This is a genomic window from Enterococcus sp. AZ188 (assembly GCF_050544075.1).
GTDB lineage: Bacteria > Bacillota > Bacilli > Lactobacillales > Enterococcaceae > Enterococcus_D > Enterococcus_D entomosocium.
This window is the reverse complement of sequence record NZ_CP172943.1, coordinates 1681115-1698915: the sequence shown is the minus strand read 5'-3', so window position 1 is coordinate 1698915 and position 17801 is coordinate 1681115. Positions and strand designations below refer to the sequence as shown.

General features: G+C 41.7%; 15 protein-coding genes and 1 other RNA gene. 2 read left to right on the top strand and 14 right to left on the bottom strand.

Going from position 1 to position 17801, the window contains the following annotated elements; all coding sequences use genetic code 11:
* Positions 1-22: 22 nt before the first annotated feature.
* From rnpB to IGI86_RS07850, 3 genes are all read right to left on the bottom strand, one after another.
* Positions 23-388: RNase P RNA component class B (gene rnpB / locus IGI86_RS07860), an RNA gene on the bottom strand.
* A gap of 19 nt (positions 389-407) precedes the next feature.
* Positions 408-818 (bottom strand): cell division regulator GpsB, encoded by a 411-nt coding sequence (gene gpsB, locus IGI86_RS07855; protein WP_005226142.1) that lies wholly within the window; start codon positions 816-818, stop codon positions 408-410.
* 71 nt (positions 819-889) lie between these two features.
* Positions 890-1435, bottom strand: coding sequence for a DUF1273 domain-containing protein (locus IGI86_RS07850; RefSeq protein WP_042890769.1), 546 nt, complete (start codon positions 1433-1435; stop codon positions 890-892).
* Between the two features lie 70 nt (positions 1436-1505).
* On the opposite strand from IGI86_RS07850, the gene recU reads away from it, so the two are divergent.
* Both recU and IGI86_RS07840 read left to right on the top strand, forming a co-directional pair.
* On the top strand, positions 1506-2144 hold the full coding sequence (recU, locus tag IGI86_RS07845) for a Holliday junction resolvase RecU (protein WP_008379833.1): 639 nt from the start codon (positions 1506-1508) through the stop codon (positions 2142-2144).
* A complete protein-coding gene (locus IGI86_RS07840) occupies positions 2134-4455 on the top strand; it encodes a PBP1A family penicillin-binding protein (protein WP_008379831.1) in 2322 nt (773 codons plus the stop codon). The genes recU and IGI86_RS07840 overlap by 11 nt, the downstream gene beginning before the upstream one ends.
* Before the next feature lie 75 nt (positions 4456-4530).
* On the opposite strand, the gene IGI86_RS07835 is transcribed toward IGI86_RS07840, so the two are convergent.
* The 11 genes from IGI86_RS07835 to IGI86_RS07785 all read right to left on the bottom strand — a co-directional run bounded on the left by IGI86_RS07835 (position 4531) and on the right by IGI86_RS07785 (position 17770).
* Positions 4531-5730, bottom strand: coding sequence for a hypothetical protein (locus IGI86_RS07835; RefSeq protein WP_430617892.1), 1200 nt, complete (start codon positions 5728-5730; stop codon positions 4531-4533).
* The gene (locus IGI86_RS07830) at positions 5730-6581 is read right to left on the bottom strand and encodes a hypothetical protein (protein WP_422705965.1); all 852 of its coding nucleotides are present in this window, start codon (positions 6579-6581) and stop codon (positions 5730-5732) included. Before IGI86_RS07830 ends, IGI86_RS07835 begins: the two co-directional genes overlap by 1 nt.
* Positions 6582-6702: 121 nt before the next feature.
* The gene (gene lepB, locus IGI86_RS07825; protein WP_008379825.1) at positions 6703-7182 is read right to left on the bottom strand and encodes a signal peptidase I; all 480 of its coding nucleotides are present in this window, start codon (positions 7180-7182) and stop codon (positions 6703-6705) included.
* An 18-nt stretch (positions 7183-7200) separates the two neighbouring features.
* On the bottom strand, positions 7201-9252 hold the full coding sequence (locus tag IGI86_RS07820; RefSeq protein ID WP_430617891.1) for a glucosaminidase domain-containing protein: 2052 nt from the start codon (positions 9250-9252) through the stop codon (positions 7201-7203).
* 299 nt (positions 9253-9551) lie between these two features.
* Entirely contained in the window at positions 9552-12605 is a 3054-nt protein-coding gene (locus IGI86_RS07815; RefSeq protein WP_242691946.1) for a WxL domain-containing protein, read from the bottom strand.
* Position 12606: 1 nt separating this feature from the next.
* On the bottom strand, positions 12607-13734 hold the full coding sequence (locus IGI86_RS07810; RefSeq protein ID WP_005236047.1) for a DUF916 and DUF3324 domain-containing protein: 1128 nt from the start codon (positions 13732-13734) through the stop codon (positions 12607-12609).
* A 13-nt stretch (positions 13735-13747) separates the two neighbouring features.
* Complete coding sequence (locus IGI86_RS07805; RefSeq protein ID WP_430617890.1) at positions 13748-14560, bottom strand: WxL domain-containing protein; 813 nt, start codon at positions 14558-14560, stop codon at positions 13748-13750.
* A gap of 42 nt (positions 14561-14602) precedes the next feature.
* Positions 14603-15406 (bottom strand): WxL domain-containing protein, encoded by an 804-nt coding sequence (locus IGI86_RS07800; RefSeq protein WP_430617889.1) that lies wholly within the window; start codon positions 15404-15406, stop codon positions 14603-14605.
* Positions 15407-15420: 14 nt separating this feature from the next.
* Positions 15421-15795: an LPXTG cell wall anchor domain-containing protein gene (locus IGI86_RS07795; protein WP_005236050.1), complete on the bottom strand. Its 375-nt coding sequence runs from the start codon at positions 15793-15795 to the stop codon at positions 15421-15423.
* Positions 15796-16387: 592 nt separating this feature from the next.
* Positions 16388-17044 (bottom strand): endonuclease III, encoded by a 657-nt coding sequence (gene nth / locus IGI86_RS07790; protein WP_005236053.1) that lies wholly within the window; start codon positions 17042-17044, stop codon positions 16388-16390.
* A 24-nt stretch (positions 17045-17068) separates the two neighbouring features.
* Complete coding sequence (locus tag IGI86_RS07785) at positions 17069-17770, bottom strand: DnaD domain protein (protein ID WP_194188432.1); 702 nt, start codon at positions 17768-17770, stop codon at positions 17069-17071.
* Positions 17771-17801 lie beyond the last annotated feature (31 nt).

Below are 17801 nucleotides of genomic sequence, written 5' to 3'. Positions count from 1 at the left end.
GATTCCCTGATAGGTTGTGATTTTCTATAAGCCATGTTTTGTCCGTATTTTCCTCAGGGAGAAGAAAACACTGGGTAATTATCTATCTGCAATTACTTGCCTTCTTGCTCCGTTCATTTCCGTGCAAAAAGTGCCCCTACCATTGTTTGGGTTGCTCGCTCGAGGGGTTTACCGCGTTCCACCAAGACGGTTTCCCGGCTTGCTTCGTCACTGTGGCACTTTCAAGGATACTTTGGCATAGCTTGCACCTTAGCCATTTTTCCTGCCGTTACTTTCTCAAGTACCCTAGCTTATGGTTTCGCTAGGCACGAACACTACAAGCGTCTCAGCTTGTGCGAGCATGGACTTTCCTCAGCATAATCGAGTTATGCCGCAATTACCCGAAAATCACAACTATCTTTTCTACATTAGAATTGACGGGTTTTTTCGTTGTCGTCTTCAAAATCAGCATTTGTATAGTTGCTGTTGTATGAAGAAGAACGAGTGACAGGTTCTGATTCACGATCAAGCTTTTTGCCAAACACTTCTTTTTCAAGATTAGACAAACGTTTTAAAATATCAAAATTTGTGACTGTTTGGCTTTTCGGTGCTTCTTGTTGAACACGAGAAGCGATTGCTTGGTTTTTCGACAATTGATCGATTTTCGCTGTCAGACGATCGTTTTCTTCTTGCAGGGCTAAGATCTCTTTATTGTAGCTTTCGTAGTCTTTAATGATATTGTCTAAAAACTCGTCCACTTCCACTGGATCATATCCACGCATTTTTGTTTTGAATTCTTGTTGCAGAATATCTTTTGGACTATAAATTAAATTTGCCATTATTTACACCTCATTGTTTATTCCAAATGGTTTTCACTTTCTAGACCATTCTATCAAAAAATATACGAAAATCAAAGTAAATTACTATCAAATGTTGCGTTTTGTAAATCATCCATTGTTATTTGATGAATAAAGTAGGGATTTTGCTCACTATAGGCTTTCGCATCTCTTAAGAAATAATTAGGTTTTCCTGGAAATTCGTCATCATATAACACAAGTGCGCCTTCAGTATGCTCCAGTAAAAACGCTGTATGATTTCTTAATTGACTGGGGTCTTGGTAAGGCTTATGGCTGGTGGCATTGACATAATCGGCAAATGACTTCGCTGTTTGCAGTGCCTGCTGATTTGTTTCGTTCCAATTTTCACCAAACCCTTCAAAAGGAAAAATAATTCCTAGTTTCAGTTCCGGGTATGTTTGTTTTAATTGTTCAATGACTTCGGCACACCACAGCTCTGCTCCAAGATTCCCGCTGATCAAGAGCCATTCTAGCCCTTCTTCGACATAATTGGTCAATGCCGACATTATTACTTTCTTAATAACTGCAATCTTGGGATCTTTTGCTTGAAAGACACCTAATTCATAATTACGATAGCCAGTAAAGTATAAGGTTTTCATTGTTTCTCTGGTCATCTCTTTTCTTTCCAAACGACTTTTTGGTATAATGTTGCCTAGGAGTGTGAACAACATGGTTATTCGTTACCCGAATGGACAATCTACTACCTATGATGACGGCAAAAAACAAAAAATGCAAGAAAAACTAATAAAGCCAAAAACGTATGCCAATCGTGGGATGCGTTTTGAAGAAGCGATCAATGAAAGCAACCTTTATTATTTAAATCGCAAACTTGCGGTCATTCATAAGAAACCGACACCAGTTCAAATCGTCAAGGTAGATTATCCGAGAAGAAGCGCCGCAGTAATTAAAGAAGCCTACTTTCGAGAGGCCTCTACCACCGATTACAATGGGGTTTATCAAGGGCAATATATCGACTTTGAAGCGAAAGAGACTCAAAACAAAACGTCATTTCCCTTTAAAAATTTTCATCCACACCAAATCAAGCATATGGAAGACTGTTTGGAACAAGCGGGATTATGTTTTGTTCTTTTATGGTTTTCTAGTCTACAACGCTGCTTTTTTCTAGATAGCAAGTGCTTAGTTTCTCAGTGGCACCTGCAAAAGGAAACTGGAAAAAAATCAATGACGTTGGCCTATATCGAAACCAATGGGATCGAAATCATCCCCACTATTGCGCCGCGTATTCCCTATTTAAAAGCAGTTGATCAATTTTTAACGATGAAGGAGAATGATGAGTATGGCAAATGAATCACAATCGAGGACCTCTCGGCATGATTCTAAGAAAGGCACTGCTAAAAAAGCACCAAAGCCCCCTAAAGCCAAAGGCAAACGAAGTATTGGGAGTATTATTTTAAAAGTGTTTATGGGCCTATTTTTCTTAGGCTGTATCGGGATTTTATCAGGAATGGGGCTGTTTTGGTGGTACGCCAAAGATGCACCAGCACTTGATGAAACACGTTTGGATTCGACTGTTTCTTCGCGCTTTTATGCCTCCAACGGTGAATTGATCACTGAATTCGGAAGTGAAACGAGAGAAAAAATCACCGCAAGTGAGATTCCCCAACTGCTGGAAGATGCGATCGTCTCTGTCGAAGATCGTCGGTTCTATCAGCATATCGGGGTCGATCCGATCCGAATCGTTGGTTCTGCATTATCCAATGCCACAACCGGCGGTATGCAAGGCGGAAGTACGTTGACTCAGCAATTGATCAAGCTGTCCTTCTTTTCTACCAGCGCCGAAGATCAAACGTTACGAAGAAAAGCGCAAGAAGCTTGGATGGCGGTACGGCTTGAACAAACCAAATCAAAGCAGGAAATTTTGACTTACTATATTAATAAGGTATATATGTCCAACGGGGTTTACGGAATGCAAACAGCTGCTATGAAGTTTTACGGCAAACCTTTGGCTGAACTAGACCTAGCGCAAACCGCTTTGATTGCTGGTTTACCAAATGCCCCTTCTGCGTTTGATCCTTTCGCTCATCCTGATAATGCGAAAAGTCGTCGAGATGTGGTTTTAGGCGCAATGCTTGAAAACGAGAAAATCACGCAAGCGGAATATGATTCGGCCGTTGCCGAAGATATTCAAGAAGGATTGCAAGAAAACCCGCGAGAAAACCAAGAGTGGAAGTACTTTGATAATTACTTCAACGAAGTGATCGCAGAAGTCAAAGAAAAAACCGGCAAAGATGTTTATACCGATGGCTTAGATATTTACACCAATGTAGATATCGATGCGCAAAAACGGTTATATGACATCGTCAACAGCGATGATTATGTTAATTATCCAGACGACAAGATGCAAGTTGCCGCTACTTTAGTTGATGTCAATACGGGCAAAGTCACGGCTCAAATTGGTGCCCGCAACGTTGATGACGTTCTCGCAAACAACCTGGCTGTCAACGTCGCTCGGGACTTTGGATCGACCGTTAAACCGATCACAGACTACGGCCCTGCCTTCCAATTTCTACAAGACTCTACCGGTAGAATGATTTTAGATGAACCTTATACTTATAAAGGAACCGATATTCCTGTGTACAACTGGGATCGCCAATATATGGGCAATATCACGCTTCGAACTGCTTTAGCAGAATCCAGAAATGTACCAGCAGTGAAATTGTTTGATGAAGTTGGAGCGGATAATATCGCCGACTTTCTTAGCGGGTTGGGTATCGAATACCACACGATTACTCAATCTAATGCGATTTCTAGCAATACGGATAAATTAGATGGCACAAAATATGGGATCTCCAGCCTGAAAATGGCCGCTGCTTATGCTGCGTTTTCAAATGGTGGCACCTATTATGAACCTCAGTACGTCAACAAAATCGTCATGCAAGATGGGACCGAAGATGAAGAATCCTTTAAAGTTGATGGTCAAGAAGCAATGGATGATACGACGGCTTATATGGTGACCGATATTTTGAAAGATGTTATTTCTGTCGGTACTGGGACCAATGCGCAAATCGATGGGTTATACCAAGCAGGGAAAACGGGAACTTCCAATTACACCGATGACCAGCTAGCACAACTGGATACATCAAACGGTGCTTATCCGGATATAACTTTTGCCGGCTATACTCCCTCCTACTCATTGGCGGTATGGACCGGATACAACGACAAAATGACACCAATCACTGATAGTAGTACCCATGTGGCTTCAGATGTCTATCGTGAATTGATGCGCTATGTTTCTGCTTCTGTAGAAAACACGGACTGGACAATGCCTGACGGATTGACACGGATCGGAAGAGAGCTTTATCTTGAAGGGACATACACGCAGCCAAGCTATTCAGCACCAAGTTCTTCCAGCAGTAGTTCGTACGTTGAACCGACGACACCTTCTACAGAAAGTAGTGAAGCAACACCATCAAGTACAACAGAATCATCAAGCGAAGTGACACCCCCAGTGACAACACCTGATGAGGATGATTCATCTTCGGTCGTTACACCTCCTGCTTCTAGTCAGGATCCTGGCTCAACAACGCCTTCCAGCAGTGAAGAAAATCCTTCTTCACCGCCGGATCCACCAGAACCAAATGATGGTAACTCCGAATAACTGAGAATAGTGAAAAACAGTAGATCAGATTTTGATCTACTGTTTTTTTAATAACGACCATATAAATGTAGAAGCTTACTTTTCAAGCTCTTCAAAAAGCAATTTTTTATCTGAAAGCTGATAAACTTGATTATGTAGATCGTCAAACAAATGAATCACATTTTCTTTCGTCTCGTTCACTTCAAAAAGAATCTCCTTGGCACGATCATGAATGCCATCGATTCGCATTTCTGTCGTACGGATCATTCGTTCAGATTCGATCTTCGCTTCTTGAATCGTGCGATTTGCTTTTCTTCTAGCAAAGACTAAAACCTCACTGATTTCTGTTTGGAACTGCTCGTTTTCGATTTGTAGGGTTGCATTTTCTTCCCTTAGTGCTTCGATCTTCGCCTGAAGCTCTGCGACTTCTTCATTTGATTCGCTAGCTGAAACTTTTGCTGCAAGCTCTTCTTTTTCTGCCAATTGCTGTTTCAAATCAGCAATTACTTCTTGCAACTGCTGGATTTCTTGCCGCTTCAACGTCCATTCAGCGCGTTCCTTTTCGTAATTTTGTTTCTCTTTTTGCTCTTTTTCTTGCTGAACAGCTAACTTAGCTTCTAATTGCTGGATCTTTGCTTCAAGTTTTTCTGTATCTACTTTTGTAAGCTGTTCTTCTAGGTCTTTGACTTTCTTATTCGCTTCTACTAGCGAAGCTTTTAATTCTTTTGCCTCTGCTTCTTGTTGAGCCACTACCTTCTGCTGTTTTTTTAACTGTTTTTTTTCTTCCTGTAGTTGCTCATTTTCTAAAATCAATTCTTTAATTTCAAAAGATAAATTTTCAATCATATGATCCTTTTCTTGTTCTTCTGAATCTTGCTTATGTGTCTGGTTTATACTCAATTCTTTCTCCATACGTTCTCCTTTGTCTTCAACGAGTTGACTATATTTGGCGTGGTTATCACGGTTACCAGAGGATTTTTGCTGCACTGCTATCTTTTTGACACTTTGATCTGTCTGTTGACCAACAGGCACTCTTTGGTGAGAAATCGGTTTTGCTAAAGTCTGTGCGACAGGTTTCGCTGTTTCTTTCTGGGTTTTAGGGGGTTCATTGTCCGCTTGTCGATTGGTTCCTTTCTCTTTTTTTTCAGGCGTAGCCTTTGCGGACCCTTGATCCTCAATGATTCCCTCTTCTTGATTTGTCTCCTCAAATTCATTCAGCTCTCCTATGGATAATTGATTTACTTCATCCATTAGCTTTTGGACAGAAAACAAACCTTTGTTTTTCTTTTTCATCATTAATTTTTCACACTGCCTTTTTGTTCATTTGTATTGATCGTTTCACTTTGATCCGTTTGAGGAGTAGAGGATATGCTTTCGCTCCCCTCGTTATTAGCTACTTCTTGAGCGTCAGTGTTTGGAAAGCTGCGTTCTAAAAGGGTCCAAACTCCATTCTCATCACGAATGATCGTCTGCTCAAAGGACTGATCAGAATCCTTGGAAAATTGAACAGAGAAGGTTCCTTGGGTGATCAAGGGAACGTTCTGCATATCATGTAGTAGACGAGAAAAATTTTCTTCCCATCCGTTTAAGTCATCAATTGATGGTAATTTGCTAGATAGAACAATCGAGATTTCTTGCAAGGGCTGATCAACAAAAATCATCGCTACGGTGCGACCTAGATATGGTGATAACTGATAGGCCAACTCATATTCAGCTGCAAACTGTGCTTCACGATCATTGGATACGAGTAAATGCTCCCAATCAATCGCTTCAAAAGCAAAGCCGTTCTCAGGATAAGCAAAAATCGGCATACGCATCCATTCCGTTTGCTCAGTTCTTAGCGCGAAGACTTCCTCTTTCAATTGACTAGTTTCTTCTTGCAGCTTTTGCAAATGAATGCCGCCTGTCAGTTGAAAAACTGTTAATAGCAAGACACTTACGATTATGGCACTACTGCAGCCCAATACAATTAGCAAGTGCCCACTACGCAGGTTGTGCTTAAATAAACGAAGTTTCCTTTTGGCTAAAGCATCTGACGACAGCTGCTTTTCAACTTTTCTTAATAAATATTCTCGATACAATCGCCAACCGATGATACTACCTGCTCCAATGGCAAGCAGTATCATCCCAATATAAATAAAAATCACAGTCTCTTCCTTCCATCAAAACTAAAATTCGTTTTATTCATCCCTTTTGATACAAACTTAGTCTCGTTGATATGTTGCAAGAAATGAATCATCGCAAGCTTCCTTTCAAGAAGCTGATGTGTCAGAAGAACGTGATCACCACACCATAAAAGGTTTTACTTGAAATGATTCCAAATTCTCTACTATCACTTGAAGTGAGCAGTGCATCGCCAACGACAAAGTACTCATCTTCTTTGAGGTACCCCCGAATCGGCAACGCCTCAAAGGCTTCATCCTTCACAGTGATCATAAATGAAAAATCAAAGTCAGTATCCTCCGCCCCAATCAATAAACGCTCCTGTGTACGAACGAAGGAATCTCCCGGCACACCAATCACTCTCTTGATCAAAAATTTCCCTTCCTGTTCGAAAGCGATCAGCTGATAGCGATTTGGCTGGCGCTTTTTATGGATCAGCACAACTTGTCGATCCTCGATCGTCGGCAGCATGGACGCTCCTCTGACTAACGCCAGTCGATACGGCTGAAGAAACGCAATAAGCAAAAGGACCATCAAAAAGATACCGCTGATAGGAAGACCTATTTGTCTATGCCTTTTACTCATATTGCCAGCCCTCCATCCTTATTTTGGCATAATATATGAAACACTTGATGAGTGCGCCAATTCATTGCTGATCACGCGATAAGAGATTGTGGTTCCACCATAGACATTTCCTTCTGAAACCAAAATACCATTTGGACCAACGGCTTCAACAAAAGCGACATGACCATAACGAGGATCAGATCCAGCTGTTCCAGGTGCAAAAGAGATCATACTGCCTGCTTTAGGTGTTTGACTGACGTTGTAACCTAAACGTCGTCCGGTATTGCCCCATTGACCACCATTTCCCATGTAGTCATCTACTTGACCGCCTAATTGACTCACGCGATTGAACACATACCAAGTACATTGTCCAACAGGATACGAACCAGAAAGATTGTAGTCACGACCGTTGTATTCTCGAAATGTCATGAGGGAGCGATACTCTTCTGGAATTTGTTCTTTCCCTTGGATAAACAAGCCTGTTTCTGTTGCGATCACTTGGTCATATTGCGTCAATCCATAGACCGCAATCAGTGAATTGATTTTTTTACTATAATTAACATCGGTCGCATAAGTGCCCGTCAAAGCATCTGCTGCCCGAAGATAGTTTTTTGATTCAGAGCGCCACACGTCTTGATAAAAGGTTGGATTTCCAGTGATTCCTCCGCGAATCAATTTGACATAATCAGCCATGGAATCTCGATAACTTGAATAGGAACGAAAGGCGGCTTGAATTTGGAATAGTTCTCCGTTGCCTTTATCTTCCATTGTTGGTAAAGTCACGCTGTTTCCTTGATAACTGCCTTTGATCCCAAAAAGGTTATAGTGGGGACTGCTGGAAAGCCCGCTGTCGCCACTGCCGCTTTCAAGGATCGCTTGCGCGATCAATACAGAAGCAAAGACATCGTATTCTTGCCCTAAGCTTTGGGCTTCTTGTGCCAATGTTTCAATAAACGTCTGGGTCTTTTGATTCACTGTAAATTCGTAAGGGGCTGGATATTCAGTAACTAGCTTTTCGCCATATGTAGCCAATTCAGGATTTGATAGCCGTCTGATCGATAGCGGCTCTTCGATAGAAACCCGCTGAACTTCGATGGCAGTTTTCGTTGGCTCTTCTTGATTTGTCACTAAACTTGCTTGGTAACCATCTGCGAGGTAGATACCGATTAACTTATTTGCGTCATATAAAAGATCCCCCGGTTGTAATTGTTCAACCTGCTGTTCTTTTTCTATCCAGCTAGCTTCTCCTTTTATAACCGCTTTGATCCGTTCATTGATCCATTCGTCCATCGTCAATGGTTCTTCTAGTTCACCAATTTGCCCGATGATCTCGTAGACGAATGCCGCTTGCCATTGCGCATCATAATCAGCTAATATCGGCAAGGTGAAATCTAACAGATTCGAATCTGCGATCTTTGCTGCCCGAAAACTCTCTGGTAAATCAATGGTACGTCCATCATAAAAAGAATTTTTCAAGTCAGAAGTAGCATCTGGTGATTGAACGACAGGGTTTATTACTTGCTCAGGTGCAATAATCGGAGGTGTTTTCGGCTCCTCTTTTTTTGCATTTTCAGTATTTTCGTTGCTCTCAGTTGAAATTTCATTTTCTTTTGGTGCCAATGACTCATCAATCAAGTCGGTCTCTTTTGGCTTGTTCTCTGTTTCTATTTCTAGATCGTCCGTTTCAGCATCTTTTTTTTCCTCTTCCTCGGAAGGTTCCTTGGACTCTGATTCCTCTAGTTCGGTCGTTTCCGCTGACTCGGTCGTTTGTGTTGAGTCTGATTCTTCAGACGAATCAAGAGATTCTACAACGGTATCTGCTGTTTCTGAATCCATAAGCGGTTCATTTGATTCGGAGGATAACTCGGTCGAGTCCTCCGTTTGCTCTTTGCTGACGTCTTCTTGACTTTCTTGGTCTTCTGCTTCCGATGAATCTTGGTCATCAAGTTGCTGTTCGACATTTGTATTTTCTGAATAGTTATCAGGCTGAGGGCTTTCGTTCGCCAGTAATACGGGAGAAACAAAAAGTTGGCTTGCTAAAATCCCAGCACTGAATAATGTTAAATATGACTTCTTTTTTCTACTCTTCATACAGTTTCCTTTCTCTTGTTTCAGCCGGCATCCTTGGTTTTGATCAAAACCTGACGAACTGATTCAAAGTTGCTTAAATAGTTTTTGCACGAGTTTAGGTGAACTCTGTATCTTCGCGATTATTTTTGAAGCAAACGATGGATTTAGCCAGCTTAAGCAGATTTTGCTCAGCAGCGTGATCTACCATAAAAAAGCGTTAAAATCCACTGCTTTTCAACCGATTTATTCACTGTCTTCCTATCAAGAATGGAAGCTGTCATAGGCGTCAACAGCTTCCATTTGATAAGATTGAGCATCGATCATTCGGTAGATGGGACAAAACTTAACTCCCATTCAATCGTTGCTTGATAGGTCATGTTACGCGGATTTGATCCAATGGGTACTTCAAGTTTGACACTATCCCCCATCGTCCCCATATCCCCGTAGCGCTGAATCCAGGTACCGCTTCCTTCATTTGCATCCGCTTCAGCGATCAAAGCGGGTACCCCAGGATCAAGGATCATTGATTCACTATAAGTGGGAGGAATTGCTGAATTGGCGGCATTCGTCAGCATAACTGCATTTTCTAAAATAATTCGTGCACCCCGAAGTTCTTCTCCTCGATCATTACGAAATCCTGCAGCGGATAATGTCGCGTTTAATTCCCAGCCGGTAAATTGAGCGCGCCGGTCAGAAATCTGCACGTAATTTGGCCGTTCCTCAGTTACTGAGCCATCAGCACTGCTAAGACGTTGTGGCAATGCCTTGTACTGTTTGGTATCTGCACTTATTGATACATCTCCAAAGCTATACTGGGAGATGAAATCGATACTGATAAACCCTAAATGTTCTGGTATATCCGGTTTATTTTCTGGATTCACTTCAATATCTGGCGCGATCGGATCTCGTGGATTCATTGTGGCAATCTCTTGAACAACTGTTTCAGCTGTATCAAATTTTCCATTTAAGAAAGCGTAAGCCGTCACCGTATTATGTTTTGTAAACCGATCCCCCTCGGCTAAGGTCAAGCTGAAATCACCATTGGCATCTGCTTGAAGATGAAACAAGCTGTTATCATCAAAAGAGGGTGATTGCAGTTGCGGTGCGGGAATCGCTGGATCTCCGTCAAAACGAATCACACTATATGGTGTGGCTTTTCCCCTAATGATTCTTGAGCCTTCCAGTGCCGGATCTTCCGTTAATGGTTCTAAATGAACCTCGACATCTGGAATATATTCAAATAGAATACGTTGTGCTCTTGTGGTAAAATTCGCGCGAAAATGATCAACGATCTCTTGTGAGATGGAAGAAACATTCGAAATCGATGACAAGGTAGAGGCAAAATTCACTTTTAAATTGAAGATTGGACTCCAACTGAAGTCTGGTTCCTCCGTCAAGTTTCCATGCCGCCATTGCTTCGCAGCTTGAATATCCACATCTAATAGCCCGCCGCTGCCGGAAATCGAAATAAGGCTACTATTTGCTGCATTTCCGGTAACCGCCCTTGTTTTCTCTAAATTGATGCGTTGTGCATCCGCAAAAGTGAAGGTTGAGGCCGAGCTCAAAAATGTCATCAAGGAATGAGAGGGATTGGTTCCGTCCGACTTAATATCCAAGACTCCTTCTTTAGCAACAATAAATGTGGCGGCACCGGCTACATGGATCACTCCGGAGGTGGTGGTCCCTTGATTCACTGCATCAATTTCGACACTGCTTTTATTTCCAATAAGCATCGTGCTTCCAGCACCCATGTAGATAATGTTATAGCCCCATCCATTGAGGCTTGTGGTACGTCCGTCAGCTTTGATTACCACTTTGCTATCCTCAGACATTTCAAAGTGGGCGCCGCTAGCATACATACTGATTGCGGGGGAGTTGGCTCGGGCAGTCAAATGAAGCTCTGATCGATTACCGATATTGATCCGTCCATTCGCAATATAAATATTTGCTCCAAAAGCCTCACCGGCTGTTCCAGCTGCACGCAGAGACATCTTTGCATCATTGCCAATAGTCATACGCCCCGTTGCATAATATAAATAGATATTGCCGGAATTTATTGTCGACATGTCAACTGTTGCGTTATCAAGAATTTCCAATTGTGTTACTTCCATATTCGCTTGGTTGGTTGCATTGATCGTTTGCACACGTCCAGATCTGGAAGTATATGTCGGAGTTTGATGCGATATTACTTCGCCAGACATAATAACAGGTGTCGCTAACGAGTGGATCAACTGATTGCCCGCGTTGGTTAAATTGTGGTAACGCATTCTGGATAGATTTTGTTGCGGAATACTCATATTCGTAAAATTCATGAAGCCATAATAGTTGCCATGAACGATATCGATATTTTGGTACGTGATATCCCACGGCGTTGCACTATTGACGGTACTATCATAAAATCCGACAGCAACAGCTCTAAAGTCGATTTGATACCCATTGCCTTCGATCACAAGCGTTCGCGAAATTCCAGAAGCATTGGTCCAAATATAGGCTACCCCATTCGACGGGTTGGAAGTTGCACTTCCCGCAGCCACTCCGGAAACTCCTTGAGTAGGATTGTTTGATGATTCAAAGTCATTTACGATATTGATATAATTTACTTCTCTATTCACGATTGCCGCCATAAACTCTTGCCAGTTGGAAACATCCCGGTGACTGATTTCGTCTAACGGTGTGACAGGTTCTGTCAATTGGGCAATTGCTTCTGCTTGGTCAGCTTCTGTGTCTTGCTGATTCTCATTTAGGTTCGCGTCATTAGAAGGTTGCGTGGTTCGTTTCCCTTCCTGAGGCGTGTCTGATGGTGAGACCTCTGTCTCGATCGTTTCATTATCTGCATCATCATCCGAGTCCTCTTCCCCGTCATCTTCTGCCTGTACTTCGATCGTTAGTTCCGCTTCACCTATAAAAAGTCGATAATCGCCTATTTTATTAAAGACGATAGGAATCTCGAACTCCATTAGCTCTTCATCAAAGGTAAGCGTCCATTCCTGTTCTTCTTCAGACAGCTTCTTATTCTTCACTTCTGCAGCAAATTCTTCTTCCACGATCGCTGCTTCTTTCGCTACAACTAGCGTAATCTCATTTAAAGGTTGGCTTGATACGACGAAAACGTCGATCGGTTGATCCACGACACCTTCAATCACACTAACTGGAAACTGAAAAAAAGGTTGATGGATGTCAAATTCTTTTGTTTGGATCGGTTGTGTTGCTTTATCAAGCAAGGACATATTCTGCGTTTCGTCCAACGGTTCAATCGTGTGATCGATGGCGTGGATTTCCGGCAATAGGATACTGCTCAGACTTGGAAAAAAAGTTTGCACACTTAGTAATCCAATAATGATCGCAATTATTACCTTGTGCGGGGTATTCTTCATTTCAACTTTTCCCACCTTCCTTTGCATTTTTTTTCTTATGAACAATTAGGATGATCGCAATAATTAGAAGCAAGCTGATTAGACCAGCCGTGGCGATCATCCACCAATTGAGTGACGTATCTACAGTGACATCGAGTTCATTTAAGCGGCGAGCATCTTCTGCCTCTACGCTAAATATCTGTTCCCAAGACCACTCTTCCTCTCCTGACCGCGCAGTAAGATTCAATACATACTCCCCATTACGAAAACGATCGCCATCCAAGGGAATTGGGAAATGCATATGTGAATTAGGAGCCATTTGCATAGATGATTGACTTGTTTCATATAAGATCGTCTCACCATCAACAGAACGAATTTCAGCTGTTACTTCCAATTGATTGACAAATGTTGCTGTATAATTTTGGATAACAGCACTAAATACGTTTCGGTAGTTTACTTGATCCGCAAAAACATCAAGCAGTTCCAATCCCGGATCCGTTGCGGACCGATTGTTGCTTACTACCACACCAATGACATAGGAAAATGCGTTCCGAATGCCTAATCCTTCTTCAGCAGATTGTGTTTGCTCCTCTTCCGAAATAACCTCTTTGATTCGAATGCCACCTGCCAAAACCCCTTTGAATTCCTCTTCTGGCATCGTAATCGGTAAAGAAATGATTCGTTTTTCTAATGGATCTAACAATACGGTTTCAGGCACCTCTACCAGTTCATCAATTGATGCAGGTAAAGTCGGATCAGGGGATTCTGCATCCCTGCCATATTCCACAACACCATTCACATTCGTAAATGCCGTATGGGCAGAAATTTCTATTTCGATCGCTTGATCAGAACCATTTTCGATCTCTAAAGCCAATTCATCACGTTCTCCTGCCCCAAGATTTAAATCGAAATACCCCAACGCCCCTCCTTCCAGCTGACTTTCCGGTAAGATAGGCGTCACATAAAAGTTTAATTCTGATTCTGTCTGAGCATAGCTCATTCTTGGTGAAAAAAAGAATGATAGTAGGATGACCGCACAGGTAACCGTTTTTATCCATTTCATTCTCATACGTTGTTCAGTCAAAAGTGGTTCTCCTTCCAAAAAAGGCAGGAATAATTTACTATTCCTGCCAGTTGTTTCTTGTTGCAAGCTATGATCCTTCTTACGGATTTACTGTTTCGCCGCCACTATCAACAGAAGCAGTTAGCGTCCATGTCATTTCAGCAGTATAGTTAGTTGCTAGCTGCGTGGTAGAGCCTGGTACAAATAGTTGAATATCATCATTTCTGATAATTTCGCCTTCTTGTTTATTAAGATTTTGTTCTGTCAATTTTTCCTGATCTCCCCAGTAAATCGATGAAGCGCCCGCGCCTTGACCGACCGAAGCACGCATGACAGGAATGTCTTGATCGTTGACATCTAGGATCAACGCATTTTGTTCTTCATTATTGATAACGGCACTTGGCTGTAAGTCTCGATCACCCTCGCCTTTGTTGAACACGATTTCAGGGTTTGCCAACTTGATTTTTGCCCCAGTCAAGACATCTCCTGATTCAGAAGTAAAATCAGTTAGACTAACATTTAATGTCCAACCAGCATGCGTTCCTCGGGTATCTTGCACTTGGGCAAACGATACGTACGGTGTCGTCCCTGATTGATCAGCCAAATTACGCTCGTCAGCAACGATTGAATACCAACGATCACTGGTAGAAATAGTATTCTGACCAAAATCGAATGTTTGTGGTGCATAAGCAATGGTAAATGGGCCCGTTTGTCCTGGCGGTGTTGGTTCGATTGTTTCTACTTCTGGGTGCACGACTGGCGGTTGTACCACTGTTAGATCGCTTCCGTCTGAGGTAAACCCTACAACGTTATCGGTAGTCGTTTCTAATGAAGATTGGGCAAAGGCTTGAACGCCTCCTGCTAGTAAAGTGGTGGATAATACAGCGACCGTAGCTAAACGAATCTTTTTCATTTCTAGTTCCTTCTTTCTTTTTTTATTCAGTACAAAACCAAGTTACTGAACCGTTTCTCCGTCCGGTCCAGCTGTTGCAGCCAAAGTCCAAGTAAGAGTTGCTTCATAAAGAGCAGCGTCTTTTGCTGTTGATCCAGGAACAAGTAACTCAATTCCAGCATTTTCAACAACCTCTGCACCTGCTTCTACTTGTCGATTGATTTCTTCCTGATCGCCCCAAACGACTGACGATACGCCAGCACCTTTTGTTTGAGCAGCGGTCAGAACCGAACGTTCACTATTTGTAGCATCTAAAATCAATCCATCCGCATGAATTTGTGGCTCATTTTCTTGGTTGCTTCCGTTATATTCCAATTTTGGCGAATTAAAACGAATTCTTGCTCCAGTCAGTTCATTATTCTGTGTTCCTGATTCAAAAGCACTTAAGGAAACTTTTAAATCCCAACCAGCATTTGTCCCACGCGTATCTTGGACTTGGGCAAATGAAACATAAGGAACTCTTTCTTCACTATCTTCCGCGTCTTTTAGCTTGTGTAATTCAGCCACTAGCTTATATTCTTGATCGGTATTAGAAATCACTTGCTCACCGAAATTAACCGTAGGTGCGTAAGCAATGGTCAATGGTCCCGTTTGTCCTTCCGGGCCGACTGGATTGATCTCTACATCTGGACCATTAGGACCAGGATTTGGTGGTTGAACTACTGTCGCTTCGCTATCGTTTGGTACAAAGAGAACTTTCCCTTCTGTATCATGGTTTGTTACACTCTCAGTAGCGAAGGCTTCCGCGCTAATAGTAAATAAAGTTGCAGCTAAAACAGCTGCCGATGCAAATCGTACGAATTTCAAATTCATCCCTGCTTTCAAATTATTTGTCTTTTCTTTTTAACCATCACAAATTTTGATCGATGTTTGGTATATTGCACATACAATACAACCAGTACAAGCAGTAATCCAAGAAAGATTACGCCGTAAGTTCTTGTCTCGTTGGTCTTTGGTAAAATACCACCTGGTTTTGCTACCTTGTTTGGTGGCGATATATTCTCTGTAGGGCCTGCTGGCGGTGCTGGTTCGGGTTGCCCAATAGGCTCATAAACACCGGTAAAGAGCACAGAGCTTTCTGTTTCAACCGACTGCACTTCCTGAGCATTCACCGCTGCCGTAGAAATAGTTATCCCATAAAAAAGAGTGCAAAACAGAACCATACGAACTAATTTCCATACCTTTTCTCCTTTCATTCTCCCTCCTCCTCTATACTTGCCACGTCTTATAAGTGATCTTTTCAAAACAGCGTTTGCCTAAGACCCGTTAACAAAAATGATTTTGAGATCGTTTCAGAATCATTTGAGATGTGCAACGCTTTTTCTGTCATTCGTAAAATAGCAGAGAAAGACTTATAACTTTTGACAAAGTTCACTATACTGATGATTTTCACAGATTTGAAATATTATTTTTCACCAATGGGTGAATTTTCTTATTAATTTTACGTTTTATTGACTAAAAATAAGCATTTTTATAAAAAGAAAGGGTAAAAATTTTGCGAAAGAAGCCCATCATACTAAGCTTACAAATAGTTTCAAAAAAAGGCGTATTGGAAGGTTCATTTCGCATCGAGCATCCCCCCCACACGATCTCTTTGTGAAAAAACACCTGATTTTGAGTGGTGTAAAAAAAAATTCAGTAAGCTTATGTTTTTCCAGTTACTTGAAAGGGCTTCAATAAAGGGTATTACGTTAATCACCTGTTCTTTTATCAATTTGTGCAAAAAAAAAACGCTAAGCGATTTCGCTTAGCGTCTTGATCCTAGATACTTTTGGTCTATGTTCACCATTAAATGGTTTTCTTCCCCTTCATCCGAAGTTTTCCTTCTTGGCACATCGCCAACAACGGGCAAATCTCACACTTTGGCGCCCTCGCGGTACAATGATAACGGCCAAAGAAAATCATCGTATGGTGGGTTTTGACCCATAATGGTTCGGGAATCTTTTTCATCAACGTTTGTTCAACTTCTAGTACATTGGCATCTAATTTACAAATGCGCAATCTTTTTGACACCCGTTCGACGTGGGTATCGACAGCGATTGCCGGTATCCCATAGGCATCACCAAGTACCACATTCGCAGTTTTTCTGCCGACACCTGGCAAAGAAACCAAATCTTCTCTTGTTTTCGGCACTTCACCACCAAAACGTAGCAATAGTTCCGAAGCACAAGCTTTGATATTTTTTGCCTTGTTTCGATACAGACCGATCGACTTGATTTTTGCAATCACATCTTCTAAAGGTGCTTCGCTCAAAGCTTGCGGTGTAGGATAAGCCTCAAAAAGTGCCGGGGTGACTTTATTTACCGAGACATCTGTTGCTTGCGCACTTAAAATGACTGCGATCAATAATTCAAACGCATTTTTGGATACCAATTCACCATGCGCTTCGGGAAACATCTCGTACATTGTTTCGATGGCGATCATTGTTTTTTCTTTGCTGATCATAGGACTATTTGAACTCCTTGTCTGTTACTCTCCTTCTAACCAATTATGCATAGGGATTTTGGGCATTGGCCCTTCTTCCTGTGAAATATTCTCATTTTGAAGAAATTGTTTTTTTCTTCTTTTTTGTTCTTCCTCAACTTGCGCTTTCGACGTGATATTCTTACGTTCCCAAGAAAGTAAGATACGATCGATGTAATTTAAGCTATAAGCCTGATTCAAAACCGCTTCTCGCAAAGCAAACTGAATCAGTTCCGGATCGTAATGGTCCTCATCCAACCACTGCCCGATCCGTTGGTATTCGATTGCTGACAATGGCCGACCAAACTCGCCTTCAAACAAGCGATATAACCCACGGATTTTTTCTTCATTTGATTCTACTACCTCATTTTTCGATTGCTGTGTCAAGAGAAATTCTAAACGGTCATAGATTCCTGTGAAATCATAATAATCAACCATTTTTCCGGCAGCATCTTTTTTTGATTCCATTCGCAGTACATCTTTTTTAAGTAATTGATTTAACCAATGATAAATTTCTTTTTGATCACTCCCCATCACAGAGGCAATCTCACGTAAATCGGGGAAATCATTTCCTTGCTCATGACTGCGATACAACTGCAGCCATAACAAAAATTCGTCATTTGTCAATCCAAGATGATGGTAATTTTCTAAAAGCAAATTTGATATCGTTGTTTGCCCTTTTGCTAAATAGTCCTTTAACGAAACCATACTGTATCCTCTTCTCCTTGATTCACCTGAA

Bases quoted from the DNA above. Each gene is read 5' to 3' on its own strand.
- recU (WP_008379833.1), top strand. From the start codon at position 1,506: ATGGTTATTCGTTACCCGAATGGACAATCTACTACCTATGATGACGGC.
- IGI86_RS07795 (WP_005236050.1), bottom strand. From the start codon at position 15,795: ATGAAAGGAGAAAAGGTATGGAAATTAGTTCGTATGGTTCTGTTTTGC.
- gpsB (WP_005226142.1), bottom strand. From the start codon at position 818: ATGGCAAATTTAATTTATAGTCCAAAAGATATTCTGCAACAAGAATTC.
- lepB (WP_008379825.1), bottom strand. From the start codon at position 7,182: ATGAGTAAAAGGCATAGACAAATAGGTCTTCCTATCAGCGGTATCTTT.
- nth (WP_005236053.1), bottom strand. From the start codon at position 17,044: ATGATCAGCAAAGAAAAAACAATGATCGCCATCGAAACAATGTACGAG.
- IGI86_RS07785 (WP_194188432.1), bottom strand. From the start codon at position 17,770: ATGGTTTCGTTAAAGGACTATTTAGCAAAAGGGCAAACAACGATATCA.
- IGI86_RS07820 (WP_430617891.1), bottom strand. From the start codon at position 9,252: ATGAAGAGTAGAAAAAAGAAGTCATATTTAACATTATTCAGTGCTGGG.
- IGI86_RS07805 (WP_430617890.1), bottom strand. From the start codon at position 14,560: ATGAAAAAGATTCGTTTAGCTACGGTCGCTGTATTATCCACCACTTTA.
- IGI86_RS07815 (WP_242691946.1), bottom strand. From the start codon at position 12,605: ATGAAGAATACCCCGCACAAGGTAATAATTGCGATCATTATTGGATTA.
- IGI86_RS07850 (WP_042890769.1), bottom strand. From the start codon at position 1,435: ATGAAAACCTTATACTTTACTGGCTATCGTAATTATGAATTAGGTGTC.
- IGI86_RS07835 (WP_430617892.1), bottom strand. From the start codon at position 5,730: ATGATGAAAAAGAAAAACAAAGGTTTGTTTTCTGTCCAAAAGCTAATG.
- IGI86_RS07840 (WP_008379831.1), top strand. From the start codon at position 2,134: ATGGCAAATGAATCACAATCGAGGACCTCTCGGCATGATTCTAAGAAA.